This window comes from Faecalibacterium sp. I4-3-84, assembly GCF_023347255.1.
Taxonomy (GTDB): Bacteria; Bacillota; Clostridia; order Oscillospirales; family Ruminococcaceae; genus Faecalibacterium; species Faecalibacterium taiwanense.
This window is the reverse complement of record NZ_CP094466.1, coordinates 1,320,767-1,336,775: the sequence shown is the minus strand read 5'-3', so window position 1 is coordinate 1,336,775 and position 16,009 is coordinate 1,320,767. Positions and strand designations below refer to the sequence as shown.

At 59.1% G+C, this 16,009-nt stretch carries 16 protein-coding genes; 15 read left to right on the top strand and 1 reads right to left on the bottom strand.

The features are described 5' to 3' along the window. Window positions 1-5 precede the first annotated feature (5 nt). From MTP41_RS06570 to MTP41_RS06515, 12 genes are all read left to right on the top strand, one after another. Complete coding sequence (locus MTP41_RS06570; protein WP_044953267.1) at window positions 6-965, top strand: DNA-directed RNA polymerase subunit alpha; 960 nt, start codon at window positions 6-8, stop codon at window positions 963-965. 23 nt (window positions 966-988) lie between these two features. After that, entirely contained in the window at window positions 989-1,330 is a 342-nt protein-coding gene (rplQ, locus tag MTP41_RS06565) for a 50S ribosomal protein L17 (protein ID WP_005921819.1), read from the top strand. A gap of 175 nt (window positions 1,331-1,505) precedes the next feature. Further along, on the top strand, window positions 1,506-2,813 hold the full coding sequence (locus tag MTP41_RS06560; protein WP_249236459.1) for a hypothetical protein: 1,308 nt from the start codon (window positions 1,506-1,508) through the stop codon (window positions 2,811-2,813). A gap of 18 nt (window positions 2,814-2,831) precedes the next feature. Continuing rightward, window positions 2,832-3,539, top strand: a complete 708-nt coding sequence (locus tag MTP41_RS06555) for a response regulator transcription factor (protein WP_097777146.1) — start codon at window positions 2,832-2,834, stop codon at window positions 3,537-3,539. Next, window positions 3,536-4,960 carry a sensor histidine kinase gene (locus MTP41_RS06550; protein WP_097777147.1) on the top strand — a complete coding sequence of 475 codons (1,425 nt, stop codon included), beginning with the start codon at window positions 3,536-3,538 and terminating at the stop codon, window positions 4,958-4,960. The genes MTP41_RS06555 and MTP41_RS06550 overlap by 4 nt, the downstream gene beginning before the upstream one ends. A 62-nt stretch (window positions 4,961-5,022) precedes the next feature. Then, window positions 5,023-5,970, top strand: a complete 948-nt coding sequence (locus MTP41_RS06545; RefSeq protein WP_097774403.1) for a DUF1385 domain-containing protein — start codon at window positions 5,023-5,025, stop codon at window positions 5,968-5,970. Continuing rightward, window positions 5,964-6,938 (top strand): N5-glutamine methyltransferase family protein, encoded by a 975-nt coding sequence (locus tag MTP41_RS06540; protein WP_005937949.1) that lies wholly within the window; start codon window positions 5,964-5,966, stop codon window positions 6,936-6,938. Before MTP41_RS06545 ends, MTP41_RS06540 begins: the two co-directional genes overlap by 7 nt. Before the next feature lie 117 nt (window positions 6,939-7,055). Next, window positions 7,056-8,237, top strand: a complete 1,182-nt coding sequence (gene recA, locus MTP41_RS06535; RefSeq protein WP_005937946.1) for a recombinase RecA — start codon at window positions 7,056-7,058, stop codon at window positions 8,235-8,237. Continuing rightward, on the top strand, window positions 8,238-8,747 hold the full coding sequence (locus MTP41_RS06530) for a regulatory protein RecX (protein WP_097774405.1): 510 nt from the start codon (window positions 8,238-8,240) through the stop codon (window positions 8,745-8,747). Window positions 8,748-8,785: 38 nt separating this feature from the next. Beyond that, a complete protein-coding gene (gene rimO / locus MTP41_RS06525; protein WP_223388549.1) occupies window positions 8,786-10,111 on the top strand; it encodes a 30S ribosomal protein S12 methylthiotransferase RimO in 1,326 nt (441 codons plus the stop codon). Between the two features lie 18 nt (window positions 10,112-10,129). Next, window positions 10,130-10,729, top strand: coding sequence for a CDP-diacylglycerol--glycerol-3-phosphate 3-phosphatidyltransferase (gene pgsA / locus MTP41_RS06520; RefSeq protein WP_118526591.1), 600 nt, complete (start codon window positions 10,130-10,132; stop codon window positions 10,727-10,729). Between the two features lie 79 nt (window positions 10,730-10,808). After that, a complete protein-coding gene (locus tag MTP41_RS06515; protein ID WP_249236458.1) occupies window positions 10,809-11,456 on the top strand; it encodes a hypothetical protein in 648 nt (215 codons plus the stop codon). Between the two features lie 272 nt (window positions 11,457-11,728). Here MTP41_RS06515 and MTP41_RS06510 read toward each other — a convergent pair whose 3' ends face one another. Continuing rightward, the gene (locus MTP41_RS06510) at window positions 11,729-12,886 is read right to left on the bottom strand and encodes a trigger factor (RefSeq protein ID WP_249236457.1); all 1,158 of its coding nucleotides are present in this window, start codon (window positions 12,884-12,886) and stop codon (window positions 11,729-11,731) included. Between the two features lie 354 nt (window positions 12,887-13,240). Between MTP41_RS06510 and MTP41_RS06505 the strand changes: the two genes are divergently transcribed. Genes MTP41_RS06505 through MTP41_RS06495 form a run of 3 tightly spaced genes read left to right on the top strand, consistent with a single transcriptional unit; the run spans window position 13,241 to window position 15,835 of the window. Beyond that, window positions 13,241-14,413, top strand: a complete 1,173-nt coding sequence (locus MTP41_RS06505) for an NAD(P)-dependent malic enzyme (protein ID WP_249236456.1) — start codon at window positions 13,241-13,243, stop codon at window positions 14,411-14,413. Window positions 14,414-14,428: 15 nt separating this feature from the next. Next, on the top strand, window positions 14,429-15,268 hold the full coding sequence (locus tag MTP41_RS06500) for a fumarate hydratase (protein WP_249236455.1): 840 nt from the start codon (window positions 14,429-14,431) through the stop codon (window positions 15,266-15,268). 12 nt (window positions 15,269-15,280) lie between these two features. Next, the gene (locus MTP41_RS06495) at window positions 15,281-15,835 is read left to right on the top strand and encodes a Fe-S-containing hydro-lyase (RefSeq protein WP_118526597.1); all 555 of its coding nucleotides are present in this window, start codon (window positions 15,281-15,283) and stop codon (window positions 15,833-15,835) included. The last annotated feature ends 174 nt before the right edge of the window (window positions 15,836-16,009 follow it).

Below are 16,009 nucleotides of genomic sequence, written 5' to 3'. Positions count from 1 at the left end.
TAGATATGATGGAGATTGAACGTCCCAAAATCGAAACGGCAAGCCTGTCCCCGGACGGCCGCTACGGCAAATTCGTGGCAGAACCGCTGGAGCGTGGCTTTGGCATCACACTGGGCAATAGCCTGCGTCGTGTGCTTCTTTCCTCTCTGCCCGGTGTCGCCGTGACCAGCGTCAAGATTGATGGCGTGGTTCACGAGTTCTCCACCATTGAGGGCGTCAAGGAAGACGTTACCGAAATTGTCCTGAACCTGAAGGGTATTGCTGCAAAGCTGTACACCGATGGTCCGAAGACAGTGCGTGTTGAGGCAGTCGGCCCCTGTGAGGTCACCGCTGACAACATCAAGCAGGGCGACGACATCGAAATTCTGAACCCTGAGTGGCACATCGCAACCCTGGGCGAGGGCGGCAAGCTCGTCATGGAGCTGACCTTCGATAAGGGCCGCGGCTATGTGCCCGCAGAGCGCAACAAACAGGCTATCATCGAGAAGAACGATATCAACACTCTTCCCGTTGACAGCATTTACACCCCTGTGCTCAAGGTGAACTACAACGTCGAGAGCACCCGTGTTGGCCAGGCAATCGATTATGACAAGCTGACCATTGAGGTTTGGACCGATGGCACGATCAATGCGCAGGAAGCCGTTTCTCTGGCTGCCCGTGTGCTGACCGAGCACCTGAACCTGTTCGTCAACCTGTCCGATGAGGCAGCCGGCGCTGAGATCATGGTGGAGAAGACCAACGACGACAAGGAAAAGGCTCTGGAAATGACCATTGAAGAGCTGGATCTGAGCGTGCGTTCCTTCAACTGCCTGAAGCGCGCAGGCATCAACACGGTGGAAGATCTGGTCAGCAAGAGCGAGGACGAGATGATGAAGGTCCGCAACCTCGGTCGCAAGAGCCTGGAAGAGGTCATGGCAAAGCTGGATTCTCTGGGCTTCAAGCTGAACACGGATGACGATAACTAAAAATAATTAAGGAGTGAAACGGGATGCCCGGTACCAGAAAGCTCGGTAGAACCAGCGACAGCCGCAACGCTATGATGCGCGCTATGGTTACCTACCTGTTAGAGAATGGCAAGATTGAGACCACTGTCACTCGCGCTAAGGACGTTCGTTCCATGGCCGAGAAGATGATCAGCCTTGGCAAGGCAAGCGACCTGCACACCAAGCGTCAGGTTTATGCCTACATCACCAAGGAAGATGTTGCAAAGAAGCTGTTTGATGAGATCAGCCCCAAGTACGCTGACCGCAACGGCGGCTACACCCGCATCATCAAGATCGGCGCTCGCCGCGGCGACGCAGCTGAGATGGCAGTTCTGGAGCTCGTTTGATCTGCTCTGACTGTTTATAACAGTTTTTCAAGAGACTATCGTATTTTGTACGGTAGTCTCTTTTTTGCTTTCTCATTTTCAGGTGTTGGCATTGCGCCCGGCCCGTGGTATACTGACAATAGCATGTTTTCGGCCTTTGGCCGGACAAGTTTTCCACGCAGAGGAGGCGCAGCAGTTGAAACATCCGAATCATTTTGGCCGGTGGTTGGCTTGCGTGCTGCTGTGCCTGCTTCTGGCAGGCTGCAGCATGTCCGGTGAACAGGTGCAGGTGGAAGAGCTTCTGCGTGCGCCCAAGCTTTCCGGCGATTACGGCGATGTGCAGACTGCCCTGAACGACTGGCTGGGGGAGAGCGCACAGCTCAAATATCCCATGCAGGGCGACCTGCTTTCGCCTTTCCTGCTGCAGGATCTGGACGGTGACGGCAGGCAGGATGCCGCCGTGCTTTACACCACCGCCCAAAGCTCCAACGTGTGCATTGCCATCCTGCAGAAGGATGATGCCGACATCTGGCATGTGCGCCAGAACGTAGAGGGCCTTGCGGACACGGTAGAGTCGGTGGGGCTGGCCCAGCTGCAGCCCGGCGATGCCACCCAACTGGTGGTGGGTTATACAGCGGCACAGGGCGACCATTATCTGGCTGTGTATTCCTATACCGACGGCGTGCTTTCCACGATCCTGGAGCAGCAGTACCAGCAGTATCTGGTGGAGGATATCACCGGCGGCGGCAATCAGGATCTGATCCTGATGTCTACGCTGGAGGACGGCGGCGTGCAGATCGAACTGCTGACCGTGGATAAAGAGGGCAGCTTCCAGCAGGTGGCTGTTATGGGCCTTTCCGCCAATCGGTTCGCCGGCTGCGCCTCGGTGGCGGCGGGTGTGGGTGCGGATGGCAGGCATTATCTGGTGCTGGATGGCTGGACCGGCATTTCCGGAAACAATCTGGCCAGCGTGCTGCTGCGTTTTGACGAGGACACGCAGCAGATGGTGCCTGCCGACCAGATCAGCACCGAAAAGCTTTACACCGCATCCCTGCGCAATGTGCCCAGTCTGGTCAGTCAGGATCTGGACGGCGACGGCATCGTGGAGATCCCCACCCAGCCGGACGAAGCGGGCCTGCTGAACATGAGCCAGAGCCGCCGCATGGATTTTATCGTGTGGATGGACTATACCAGCCCGCACCCGGAAAAAAGCTTCGGGCTGCTGGACGAAGAGACCAACTGCTATATCGAGCTGCCCATGGAGTGGGAGGGCAACCTCAAACTGACCGACAGCGAACAATATGATGGTGCAGTGGAGCTGCGCACGGTGGACGAAGACCAGCTGGTAATGACCCTGCGTCTGGTGCGCACCACCTCCAGCCTGAAGGGCTGGACCCGCCTTGGCATCGTGGCATCCCGCCAGATGCAGGCGAAGCTTGCCCCGGATGTGGAGATCGGTGATAAAAATTACCGCCTGTCCAAGGCGCTGTATCTGCTCAACTAAAGAACGGAGGAACAGTTCATGGTACGAGTGCTTGTCGTTGAAGATGAAGCCAACATCCGCGAGATGATCGCGCTGAACCTGCGCCTTGCGGGCATGGAGGCTGTGGAGGCCGAAAGCGCCGAGGTGGCTCTGCCGCTGCTGGAGAAGAAGCCGGGCTGCGATGCGGCCATTCTGGATGTGATGCTGCCGGGCATGAACGGTTTCTCCCTGTGCGAGACCATCCGCCGCACCGATCAGAAGATCGGCATTATCATCCTCAGCGCCAAGGGACAGGAGCAGGACAAGATCCGCGGCCTTTCTATTGGTGCCGATGACTATATGACCAAGCCTTTCAGCGTAAGCGAACTACTGGCCCGTGTGAAAGCGCTGTGCCGCCGCGTCGGCCGTACTGCAGGCGGGGACGAAAAAGAAAAGGAAAACCCGCTGGGGATGCTCACCAGCGGCGAATTTGTGCTGGACGAGAACCGCCGCGTGCTGCTCAAGGCAGGCCAGCCCATCGAGCTGACGCAGGTGGAATTCCAGATCATGGAGCTGTTCTTCCGCAACCCCGGCATTGCGCTGGTGCGCGAGAAGATCTTGAAGGGTGTCTGGGGCGAGAACTATTTTGGTGACGTGAAGATCGTGGATGTGAACATCCGCCGTCTGCGCATGAAGGTGGAGGATGAACCCAGCCATCCCACCCATATCCTTACTGTGTGGGGCTACGGCTACAGATGGGAAGAATGAGAAGCGGGATCACCCGCCGGTGGCTGCGGGGCAATCTGCTCATCACCGTGCTGCTGGTGCTGCTGGCCGAAACCATGTTCCTGTACAACTACACACGCAGCTATTATAACAGCGTGCAGCAGACCATGTACCGGCGGTTCTCTTCGGTGTCCGGCCAGCTGAAAATGTACACCGGCGATACGGTGCAGAGCACGGCAGCTACCCGCAGCGTGGCCCTGCGCCGCATGGTGGAGCAGTTTGCCGATAAGGACAAATACGAGTTCATGCTGCTGGACAGCTATGGCGGGGTCATTGCGTCCTCCAGCGGCACAAATGCGGACGGCATTGTGACCGGCACCGACTTTGAGCAGGCGCAGGAGGCTTCTGACGGCCTTGGTGTGGCGGTCTACCGCACCCAGTCCGGCGAGCTGGTGATGGCGGCCTGCTATCTGGTGCCCTATGCCGCCGAGGATGTGGCGGCGATGCGTCTTGTCACCAGCCTGACCCTTGTGGGAGCGCAGATCAAGAACGCCATCGCGGTAAGTGTTGTGATCGCGGCGGTGATCCTTGCTTTCACCGTGATGTCCGGCCTGTACTTCATCCGCAGCATCGTGGTGCCGCTGGGGCAGGTGGAGCGCACCGCAGCCAGCATCGCCCGGGGTGAGCTGGATGTGCGCCTGCCGGTCACCGGCAACGAGCACGACGAGGTGGACCGCCTGCGCGGAACCATCAACCAGATGGCCGAAGGGCTGGAAGAGACCGAGAAGATGAAGAACGAGTTCATCAGTTCCGTCTCTCACGAGCTGCGCACGCCGCTCACCTCCATCCGGGGCTGGGTGGAGACCCTGCGCACACTGGACGACCCGGCAGACGAGAACTACCGCAAGGGCCTTGAGATCATCAACAATGAGACGGGCCGCCTGTACAACATGGTGGAAGAGCTGCTGGATTTCAGCCGTTTACAGAATGGCCGCATCCGTATGGACTGCCGCCCGCTGGACCTTGTGGCAGAGCTGACCGATGCGGTGCTGTTCTGTGAAGCACGCATCCAGCGCGAGGGCCTTGTGCTCAGCTACACCGAGCCGGAGGAGATGATCCCGGTCTATGCCGACCCGGACCGTCTGCGGCAGGTGTTCATCAACATCATGGACAACGCCATCAAGTACTCGGCCCCCGGCGGGCGCATCACGGTCAAGCTGTGGGCGGGCGAATACAAGGCTTTTGCGGAGATCATCGATCAGGGCCGCGGCATCCCGCCGGAAGACCTTGAGAATGTCAAGACCAAGTTCTACAAGGGCAGTAATTCGGTGCGGGGCAGCGGCATCGGCCTTGCGCTGGTGGATTCCATCATGACTGCACTGGACGGCACCATGGACATCAAGAGCACGCTGGGCCGCGGCACAGTGGTCACACTGGGCTTGCCGCTGTACCATAAGGCGTGAAGATTTTGTCACAATTCTGTGGTAAAATAACCGGGAAAAATATGATCCGATAGGAGAACCCAATGAATCAACCAAAAAAGGAACGTTTCAAGACCAGCGTCGGCGGGCAGGCGCTGATGGAAGGTATCATGATGCGCGGCCCGAAGCTCATCTGCTGCGCCGTGCGCAAGCCGGACGGCACCATTGAGACCAAGATCGACCCTGTGAAGAACCACGGCATCTGGACAAAGATCCCGCTGGTGCGCGGTGCCATCTCCATGATCGAAAGCCTGATCGTGGGCTACCGCTACATGATGTACTCGGCTCAGGTGAGCATGGGTGACGACTACGACCCCGAAGAGGAAGAGACTGCCTTTGAAAAATGGGTGGGCGACCACTTGGGCAAAAAGGCAGAGGACGCACTGCTGGCCTGTGCCGCCGTACTGGGCGGCCTGCTGGCGATTTTGCTGTTCACCGTGCTGCCCACCCTCATCGTGGGCGGCGTGAACCACTTTGTAACATTGGGCCGCTGGGCCAAGGTGGTGCTGGAAGCGGTGCTGAAAGTTGGCATCTTCCTCACCTATATGGTGGCCATCTCCAAGATGAAGGAGATCCACCGCGTGTTTGAGTACCACGGTGCCGAGCACAAGACCATTGCCTGCTATGAGGCCGGTGATGAGCTGACCGTGGAGAATGTGCGCAAGTACACTCGGTTCCATCCGCGCTGCGGCACCAGCTTCCTCATTCTGGTGGTCATCGTCAGCGTGTTCCTCTACAGCGTGCTGCCGTGGGGCAGCATCGGCCTGCGGGTGCTGTTCAAGCTGCTGCTTCTGCCGCTGGTCATGGGCATCAGCTATGAGCTGCTCAAGTGGTGCGGCCGGTCCGATAACATTGCTACCCGCATCATCCGCCAGCCCGGCATCTGGGTGCAGCACCTGACCGTGTTTGAACCGGACGACAGCATGATCGAGGTGGCCATTACCGCTGTGACCCCTGTGCTGCCCGAGGACCCGGAGGATGGCAGATGGTAATTGCTGGTTTGACCCCACGCGAAGCGGTGCGGGCCGTGGAAGCCCGGCTTTCCGCTGCAGGGTGTCCGGATGCCGATTATGATGCACGGGAGCTGTTCCGCGTGGCAGCCGGGCGGGATGCCCGCCTTTCCGACCGGGTGCTGACCACGGAGGAAGCGGAAAAGCTGGAGGCCCTCTGCACGCGCCGTGAGCAGCGGGAACCGCTGCAATACCTGTGCGGGATCTGGAGCTTTCTGGATTTTGACCTTGCCGTTGGCCCCGGTGTGCTCTGCCCCCGGGCAGACACTGAGGTGGTAGCGGAAGCAGCTGCCAATACCCTGACGGGCATTGCAGCGCCCCGGGTGCTGGATCTCTGCGCGGGGACCGGCTGTCTGGGGCTGGGCGTCAAGCGCTTCTGCCCGGCGGCGCAGGTGACCTGCGTGGAAAAAAGCCCGGAAGCTTTTGTTTATCTGGAAAAGAACTGCCGCTGCGCCTTGAAAGGGCAGGGCGGGCAGACGGAGGACTTGCTGGAGCCTACCGCGTTTGAGCAGGCAGATGCCCCGGCCTTTGACTGGGGGCCGGCGCTGAACGCTCTGCGCGCAAAGGCAAAGCCAGCCTATGCGGTGCAGCCGGTGGAGGGCGACCTGTTCACCTACTGGCAGGGCCTGCCGGAAGGGCAGCTTGATCTGATCGTATCCAACCCGCCCTACCTCACCGCCGAGGAGATGCGGCATCTGCAGCCCGAGGTGGCGCAGGAACCGGCCATGGCGCTGGAAGCAGGAAAGGACGGCCTTGTGTTCTACCGTGCCCTTGCAGAGCATTACCAGAATGCACTGCGGCCCGGCGGCGCACTGGTGCTGGAGATCGGCTGGCAGCAGCGGCAGGCTGTGGCGGCACTGCTGGCTGCAAACGGCTGGGCAGACATTGAGTGCCGCAAGGATTTTGGCGGCAACGACCGGTGCATGATCGCCCACAGACCCGAAAAATAAAAGTGAAAATAGAAACAACTTCTTGTTGTAATATTTTGATTTTGTGGTATACTATACTGGAAAGTATACGGACAGCCCGCGCACGGCGGGCAGCAGGAAGAAAAGGAGCAGCACGCTATGGCAAAAAATCAGAACAACAACACCGTTGCCCCGGCGACCAAAAAGACCGAGCCGGAGGCCAAAAAGGATGCGCTGGCCACTGCGCTGGCCCAGATCGAAAAGCAGTTCGGCAAGGGTGCCGTGATGAAGCTGGGTGATAACGCCTCCATGCAGGTGGATGCCATTTCCACCGGCAGTCTGGGTCTGGATCTGGCTCTGGGCGTGGGCGGTGTGCCCCGCGGCCGCATCATTGAGGTGTACGGCCCGGAATCCAGTGGTAAGACCACGCTGGCTCTGCACATTCTGGCCGAAGCCCAGAAGCAGGGCGGCGAAGTGGCCTTCATTGACGTGGAGCACGCACTGGACCCCACCTATGCCGAAGCGCTGGGCGTGGATATCAACAATCTGCTGGTCAGCCAGCCGGACACCGGCGAGCAGGCCATGGAGATCTGCGAAGCACTGGTGCGCTCCGGTGCCATCGATGCCATCGTGGTGGACTCGGTTGCCGCCATGGTGCCGAGGGCTGAGATCGAGGGCGAAATGGGCGACAGCCATGTGGGCCTGCAGGCCCGCCTGATGAGTCAGGCCATGCGCAAGCTGACTTCGGTCATCGGCAAGACCAACACGGTCTGCGTCTTCATCAACCAGCTGCGTGAAAAAGTGGGCGTGATGTACGGCAACCCGGAGGTCACCACCGGCGGCCGCGCCCTGAAATATTACGCCTCGGTGCGCATCGACATCCGCCGCGTGGAGGGCCTGAAGGACTCTTCCGGCCAGTTCATCGGCAACCACACCCGCGCCAAGATCGTCAAGAATAAGGTGGCACCTCCGTTCCGTGAGGCAGAGTTCGATATCATGTTCGGCGAGGGCATTTCCAAGATGAGCGAACTCATTGATGTGGGCGTGAAGCTGGGCATCGTGCAGAAGAGCGGCGCATGGTTCAACTATGGCGATATCCGTCTGGGTCAGGGCCGCGACAACGCAAAGCAGTTCCTGAAGGACAATCCCGAGATCGCAAACGACATCGAGGGCCAGATCCGCGCCAATGCCGATAAGCTGTACGCATCCCGCCGCCCGGCAGGCAAGGGCGCTGCGGCCAAGGCCGAGGAACCCGCCAAGGCTGCAGATGCCAAGGAGCCGGTGGTCAAGGCTCCTGCCCGCAGCAGCGAGAGCGAACTGGATATCATGGTGGAGGACTAAATGTCCTTTTATAAACGCCGCCGCCCGAAGCAGGAAGAAGAAAAGTGCGCCGACCCGGCCAAGGCCCGCGCCCGCGCACTGGATGCGCTGGCCTCGCGCGAGATGTCCTCGGCACAGCTGTATGAACGGCTGTGCTATGGCTTTACCGAGCAGGCTGCAGCGGCTGCTGTGGCTGAGATGGTGGAGCTGGATTACGTAAACGATGACCGCTATGCCGAAGCCCGGGCACACAGCCTGCTTGCCGCCCGCAAGAGCCGCCGTGCGGCGGCCCAGAACCTGCGGCAGAAGGGCCTTTCCGGCGCGCAGATCGAGCAGGCGCTGGAAAGCGTCTATGCCCCGGACGCAGACGGCGAAAGCCCAGAGCTGGAAGCTGCCGCCGCTCTGGTGCGCAGCCGCTACATGAAAAAGCTGGCCGATGGCCGCCGCGACCTTGTGGTGGCCGCCCTGCAGCGCCGCGGCTTTGCGTATTCGGTCATAAAAGAAGCGATAAAAAGAGCGGAAGAAGAATAAAAAGCACCCCTCAAAAGAGAAAGAGAGTATCATCCCCTATGAAAATTGCGTGTATTTCCCTTGGCTGCCCCAAGAATCAGGTCGATCTGGATGTGATGGTGCACATCCTGCTGTCTGCCGGCCACGAGACCGTGGCCGATCTGGCCGAAGCAGATGTGATCCTTGTGAACACCTGCGGCTTCATTGAGAGCGCCAAGACCGAAGCCATTGAAAACATTCTGGAAGCCTGCTCCTACAAGCAGCAGAACCCGGAGCTGAAGGTCATCGTCACCGGCTGTCTTGCCGAGCGCTACCGCAGCCAGATCGAGGAAGAGATCCCCGAGGTGGACGCGGTGGTGGGCTGTGCCTCCAACAAGGCCATCGACACCATCGTGGCCCGCCTGTTCCATGGTGAGGACCATCTGGAAAGCTACGGTGCCAAAAAGGACTTTCCGCTGGGCGGCAAGCGTGTCATCGGCACGCCTGCCCACTATGCGTACTTAAAGATCGCTGAAGGCTGCAACAACCGCTGCCACTACTGCGCCATCCCCGGCATCCGCGGCCCGCTGCACAGCCGCGATATGGCCGACTGCGTGGCCGAAGCCCGCTGGCTGGCCGGTGAGGGCGTGAAAGAGCTGATCGTGGTCGCACAGGACCCCACCGCTTACGGCGAGGACTGGGGCAAGCCCGGCAGCATCTGCGAGCTGCTGGATAAGCTGAACAAGGTGCCGGGCCTCGAGTGGATCCGCATTATGTACGCTTACCCGGAGCGCATCACGGATGAGTTCATTGCCGCCATGAAGCGCAATGAAAAGGTGGTGCCCTACCTCGATCTGCCCATCCAGCACTGCAATGACACCATCCTCAAGAATATGAACCGCCGCTCCAACCGCGCCGAGCTGCTGGAGGTGATCGGCAAGCTGCGCCGCGAGATCCCCGGCATCACCCTGCGCACCACTCTGATCGCAGGCTTCCCCGGCGAGACCGAGGAGCAGTTCGAGGATCTGTGCAATTTTGTCAAGGAAGTAAAGTTCGACCGTCTGGGCTGCTTTGCCTACTCTGCCGAGGAGAACACCGTTGCTGCCAAGATGGACGGCCAGATCGATCAGGAGACCAAGGACAGGCGCGCCGAACTGGTGATGCAGATCCAGACCGGCATCATGGCCCAGAAGCAGGCCGAAAAGGTGGGCCAGACCGTGCATGTGCTTTGCGACGGCATCGACGAGGAGAGCGGCCTGTATCTGTGCCGCACCACCGGCGATGCTCCTGAGGTGGACGGCAATGTGTGCGTTTCCAGCGAGGAACCGCTGTATCCCGGCCAGTTCTACGATGTTCTGGTGGACGACAGCGACCTTTACGATCTGTATGGTACTGTTGCAAAATAACAAATTGGAGGAATCTGTATGAATCTGCCCAATAAACTTACCCTGACCCGCATCCTGCTGGTGCCCGTGTTCATGATCTTTGCGTCCCTGACCGGTCTGAGCGGCATCGCGGATGGCTCCTTCCAGCCGACGTATTACCTGATTGCAGGCATCGTCTTTGCTGCCGCCAGCTTTACTGATTTTCTGGACGGCCATCTGGCCCGCAAGTGGAACATGGTGACCGATTTCGGCAAGTTTGCCGACCCGCTGGCCGACAAACTGCTCACCACTGTGGCCTTCATTTACATGATGCGGGACGGCGTGTGCAGCCCGGTGGTGCTGTGCATCATTCTGGCCCGCGAGTTTGCCGTGTCCGGCCTGCGCATGGTGGCTGCCGGCGCCAAGGACGGCAAGGTGATCGCTGCCAACATGTGGGGCAAGGTGAAGACCGTGCTGCAGATGCTGAGCATCATCTTCTACTTCTTTGGCATGGCGATTGCGGCGAATGTGTCCTGGGATGCCACGGTCATGGTTGTGGGAGCCTCGGTGGTGCTGTGCTGGCTGGTGGCTGCCGTGACGGCCATTTCCGGCATCAAGTACCTGTGGGACAACCGTAGCTTCATCAACACCGCAAAATAAAGCGTTTTTTGAAAAAGGGCAGGGAGACCTGCCCTTTTTCAAATTTTCGAGGAAATATTACAAGACGGAAAGGCTTTCCATGAAAAAATTTGCTGATACAGTGCGCCGCCTGCTCTCCATCGCACTGAACCTGTTCATCGTCTGGGCGGAGCCCATTGCCCTGCCCATGAGCTGGGATTGGGGCAAAGAGCAGATGTTCATTTTTTACACCGAGGATTCCAACATCCTTTCGGCCTGCATCTGCGCCATGGTGGCGGTGGGCCAGCTGGTATGCATCTTTACCGGCAGAGAACTGCCGCACTGGCTGCACACCCTCAAGTACATTGCCACCTGCTGCCTGACCATGACCTTTCTCACGGTGGTGTTCGTGCTGGGTCCCATGTATGAGGATGGCAACGGCTGGTACATCATGCTGTGCACCAGCTCCATGCTGTACCATCATCTGCTCAACCCGCTGGCGGCCATCTTCTCCTTTGTGCTGCTGGAGCGCTCACCGCGCCTGCCCCGCAGTACGGTCAAGTGGGCGCTGCTGCCCACGGTGCTGTACGGCGGCATCATTTTGTGGCTGAACATCCAGCGCGTGGTAGATGGGCCATATCCCTTCATGAAGGTGTATGACCAGAGCGTGCAGGCATCGGTGCTGTGGTGCATCGCCATCCTGCTGATGAATTACTTCTATGCTTGGCTGCTCTGGAAGCTGAACGGCGGGAAGAAAGAAAAAGCCTGACGATTTGAAATGCCCTCCGCTTCGCTCTGGGCATAAATAGCGGAAATACTATTTTTTATTAGAGCAATACCGGACAGACTGCGGTCTGTCCGGTATTGCATTTTTCACAGAAGGGGCCGCAAAGAAAAACAGCATCTGAAAGCTCCGGCCCTTCCTGTGAAAAAGCAGCTCCGAAAAGCCCGCAGGCTTTTCGGAGCTGCAAATGAAAGATAAATTATCCTCTGAATATGCCCAGAGCAAAGCGGAGGGCATTCTAAATGGTTCTTGTGTTTTTACGCTACGGTGGAATTCTCTTCCAGCCAGTCCAGCACACAGGACTGCAGGGCGTTCAGGTGCGCACGGTTCTCGCCGTAAGTGGAAGCATAGGTGCTCTCGGCATCGTCCAGCTCTTCCTGCGTGGGAGCAAGGCTCTTGGTCTCGGCCACGGCCTGAAGGATCAGGTCCTGCTTTGCCAGATGCTCAAAGTAAGCGTCGGATGCGGCCAGCATGGCATCGGCATCGGTATAGCCCTGCGTCTGGGCAAAAGCATTCAGATCCATGCCGTAGGCGGTGGCGTACTGGTTGTAGTAGTTCAGGAACATGCGGATGTAATAGCTGGTGATCTCGCTGGGCAGCTCCTTGAAGGTGGAATTGGCCATCAGGTAGTCCACGATGGCGTTCTCGTAGTTGGTGGCATACAGCGCATCGTTAAAGTAGCTGCGCAACTGGTCGACGGTGTGCAGATCATCGCTGATGCCAAAGTTGGAGTCCACCCACTCGTCGGTCAGCTCAGGGGTCACGCTTTCGGAAATGGAGTTCAGGGTCACGCTGAACACGGCTTCCTTGCCGCTGAGGGTGATCGTGTTGCCCTCGGCATCGGTGGAATCGCCGTAGCCGTCCGGGAAGGTGACGGTCACATCAAAGGTATCGCCCACATTGTGCCCGATGATCTGGTCCTCAAAGCCATCGATGAAGGAACCGCTGCCAAGGGTCAGGTCGTAGCCGGTGGCAGTGCCGCCGGTAAAGGCCACGCCGTCCACGGTGCCGGTGTAATCGATGTTGGCAACATCTCCGCTCTGGGCGGCACGGCCGGTAACGGGCTGGGAAGAGGTGTACTGGTTCAGCAGGTTGTCCACCTGCTGCTGCAGTTCATCTTCGGTGGGGGTCAGGTCGTTCTCCTTCAGGGCGATGGAGCCGAAGTCCTCCGGCAGGGTCACATAGTCCAGCGCTTTGATGCCGCTCCAATAGCCGTTTTCGTCCAGACCATCGCTGTAATCAAAGGCCTCGTAGTCGAAGTCGGCAACAGAGCCAAACTGCGAGACGGATGCGGCAGCCGAAGAAGCGCTGTCGGTCTGCTTGTGCTTTGTCAGCATGAAACAGGCAAAAATGACGCACACCACTGCGGCGATGGCCAGCAGGATGCACAGGAGTTTTTTGGTGTTGTTTTTCAAAAGAAATACCTCCATAAAAATCGGCCTGATGCACAGCAAAAGACCGGTACAGGCAGAACAGATACCCATTTATTATATACGTTCTGACGGCAAAAGGAAAGTTCTTTGCAAAATTTCCACAAATCCTGCGGCGGGTTTGTATCACTTTTGCCCGTCTGCAGACGCAAAAGTGACCAAAACCGGTGGAAATGGGCGGGCGGTTCTGTTACAATAAAAATAAGTGAGCCTTCCCGGAAACATAAGGCCCCTCCCTGAGGGGGCTGCCGAGCGTATGCGAGACTGGAGGAGTTCCTCCTTCTGTCATCGCTGTGCAATGGAGAGGGCGAGGACGGTAAGATATTGGAGGAAATTCAAATGGATTACAATAAAGCTGCTCTGGAAATGCACGAGACCCACAAGGGCAAGGTGGGCATCGTAAGCAAGGTGGAGGTCTCCACCCGCGATGACCTGTCCACCGCCTACACTCCCGGTGTGGCCGAACCCTGCCGCAAGATCAAGGAAAACCCCGACGACGTGTATAAGTACACCTTCAAGGGCAACATGGTGGCTGTCGTTTCCAACGGCACCGCCGTGCTGGGCTTGGGCGATATCGGCCCGGAAGCCGGTCTGCCGGTCATGGAGGGCAAGGCGGTGCTGTTCAAGGAGTTCGGCGGCGTGGATGCCTTCCCCATCTGCATCGATGCCCACGACGCAGCCAGCGTCATTGCTGCCTGCAAGGCCATTGCGCCCACCTTTGGCGGCATCAATCTGGAGGACATCAAGAGCCCCGAGTGCTTTGAGATCGAAGAAACGCTGGAGCGTGAGCTGGACATCCCTGTGTTTCACGATGACCAGCACGGCACTGCTATCGTTGTTACTGCTGCCCTCATCAACGCCCTGCGTGTGGTGGGCAAGAAGATGGAAGATGTGCACATCGTGCTGAACGGCCCTGGTGCTGCCGGTACTGCCATCATCAAGATGCTCATGACCGCCGGTGCAAAGGACATCATTGCAGTGGATCAGTTCGGCACCCTGTACAAGGGCTGCAACAGCGCCGAAGCCCACAAGAACTGGCTGGGTGAGGTGACCAATCCCCGTCAGGTCAAGGGCGGCCTGAAGGAAGCACTGGAAGGTGCCGACGTGTTCATCGGCGTTTCCAAGCCCGGCATCCTGACCACTGAGCTGTGCAAGACCATGAACAAGGATGCCATCGTCTTTGCCATGGCCAACCCCACCCCGGAGATCATGCCGGACGAGGCCAAGGCCGGCGGCGTGCGGGTGATGGCCACCGGCCGCAGCGACTTCCCCAATCAGGTGAACAACGTGCTGTGCTTCCCGGGCCTGTTCAAGGGCGCACTGAGTGTGCGCGCCCGTGACATCAACAATGAGATGAAGCTGGCTGCAGCCTACGCCATCGCCGACCTCATCACCGATGCCGACCGCAGCGAGGAGAACATCATCCCCGGCGCGTTCGACCCCCGTGTGGCCGAGGCAGTGGCAAACGCCGTGGCAAAGGCTGCCCGCGAGACCGGCGTTGCCCGTCTGTAAGCGGAGGACAGGGTTATGAGAACCATTTCCGCACAGGAGATCACGGATACCGTTGCACGGCTGTGCATCGAAGCCAACACCCGCCTGCCGCAGGACGTGCAGGCGGCGCTGGACAAGGCCCGGCAGGAAGAGCCGTGGCCGCTGGCAAAGAGCACTCTCGACCTTTTGTGGTCGAACCTTTCCGCCGCAAAAGAAGAAAACCTGCCCATCTGTCAGGATACCGGCATGGCCTGCGTGTTTGTGGAGCTTGGCACCGATGTGCACATTGACGGCAGCTTTGAAGCTGCCATCCATGAGGGCGTGCGCCGGGGTTACACCGACGGCTACCTGCGCAAGAGCATTGTGGCAGACCCTTTGCGCCGGGGCAATACCGGCGACAACACCCCGGCGGTCATCACAGTGCATCTGGTGGACGGCGAGGGCTGCCGCATCACGGTGGCACCCAAGGGCTTTGGCAGCGAGAACATGAGCCAGATCAAAATGCTCAAGCCCGCCGACGGCGTGGAGGGCTTCAAAAAGTTCGTGCTGGACACGGTGAAGCTGGCAGGCTCCAACCCCTGCCCGCCCATCGTGCTGGGCATCGGCGTGGGCGGCAGCTTTGACAAGGTGGCGTATCTGGCAAAGAAGGCCCTGCTGCGTCCGCTGGATGTGCCGAACCCCGACCCCTATTACGCACAGCTGGAGCAGGAGCTGCTTGCCGCCATCAACGAGCTGGGCATCGGCCCGCAGGGCTTTGGCGGCAGGACCACCTGTCTGGGCCTTGCCATTGAACAGATGCCTACCCATGTGGCGGGCCTGCCTGCGGCGGTGAATGTTTCCTGCCATGTGACCCGCCGTGCAAGCGCGGAACTGTAAGGAGGGGCAAAGATGGAATACAGACTGACGACTCCCTGCACAGCCGAGGACCTTGCCCCGCTCAAGGCGGGCGACACCGTGCTGCTTTCCGGTGTGGTGTACACCGCCCGGGATCAGGCCCACAGGCGGATGACCGAAGCGCTGGAAAAAGGCGAACCGCTGCCCTTTGATCTGACCGGCAGCGCCATCTACTACGTTGGCCCCACGCCGGAACGCCCGGGCCAGGTGATCGGCTCGGCGGGACCCACCACCAGTGGCCGCATGGATGCCATGAGCCCGCGCCTGCTGGACCTTGGCAATAAGATCATGATCGGCAAGGGCAAGCGGGACGATGCTGTAAAGGCGGCTGTGGTGCGCAACGGGGCTGTGTATCTGGCAGCGCTTGGCGGGGCCGGTGCGCTGATGGCAAAAAGCGTGCAGACGCTGGAAGTGATCGCATGGCCGGACCTTGGCTGTGAAGCCGTGCGCCGCCTGACAGTGAAGGATATGCCGCTGACGGTGATCCTGGATGCCCACGGCGGCGACCTGTACCAGTCCGGCCCGGCGGCATATCTGGAAGCAAAATAATTGATCGCCTTTGCACAAAACGCGGCCGACTAAAAACCGGCAAAACAGCAGATTTGCGCAGGATAAATTTGGTTTGTTTTAACAAACTTCTGCGAATTGCTTGCACATCGGCAAAAAGTGTGATATCTTGTACTATATGAAACCGTGGTGCTTTGCATCCCGGCACAGACAGGA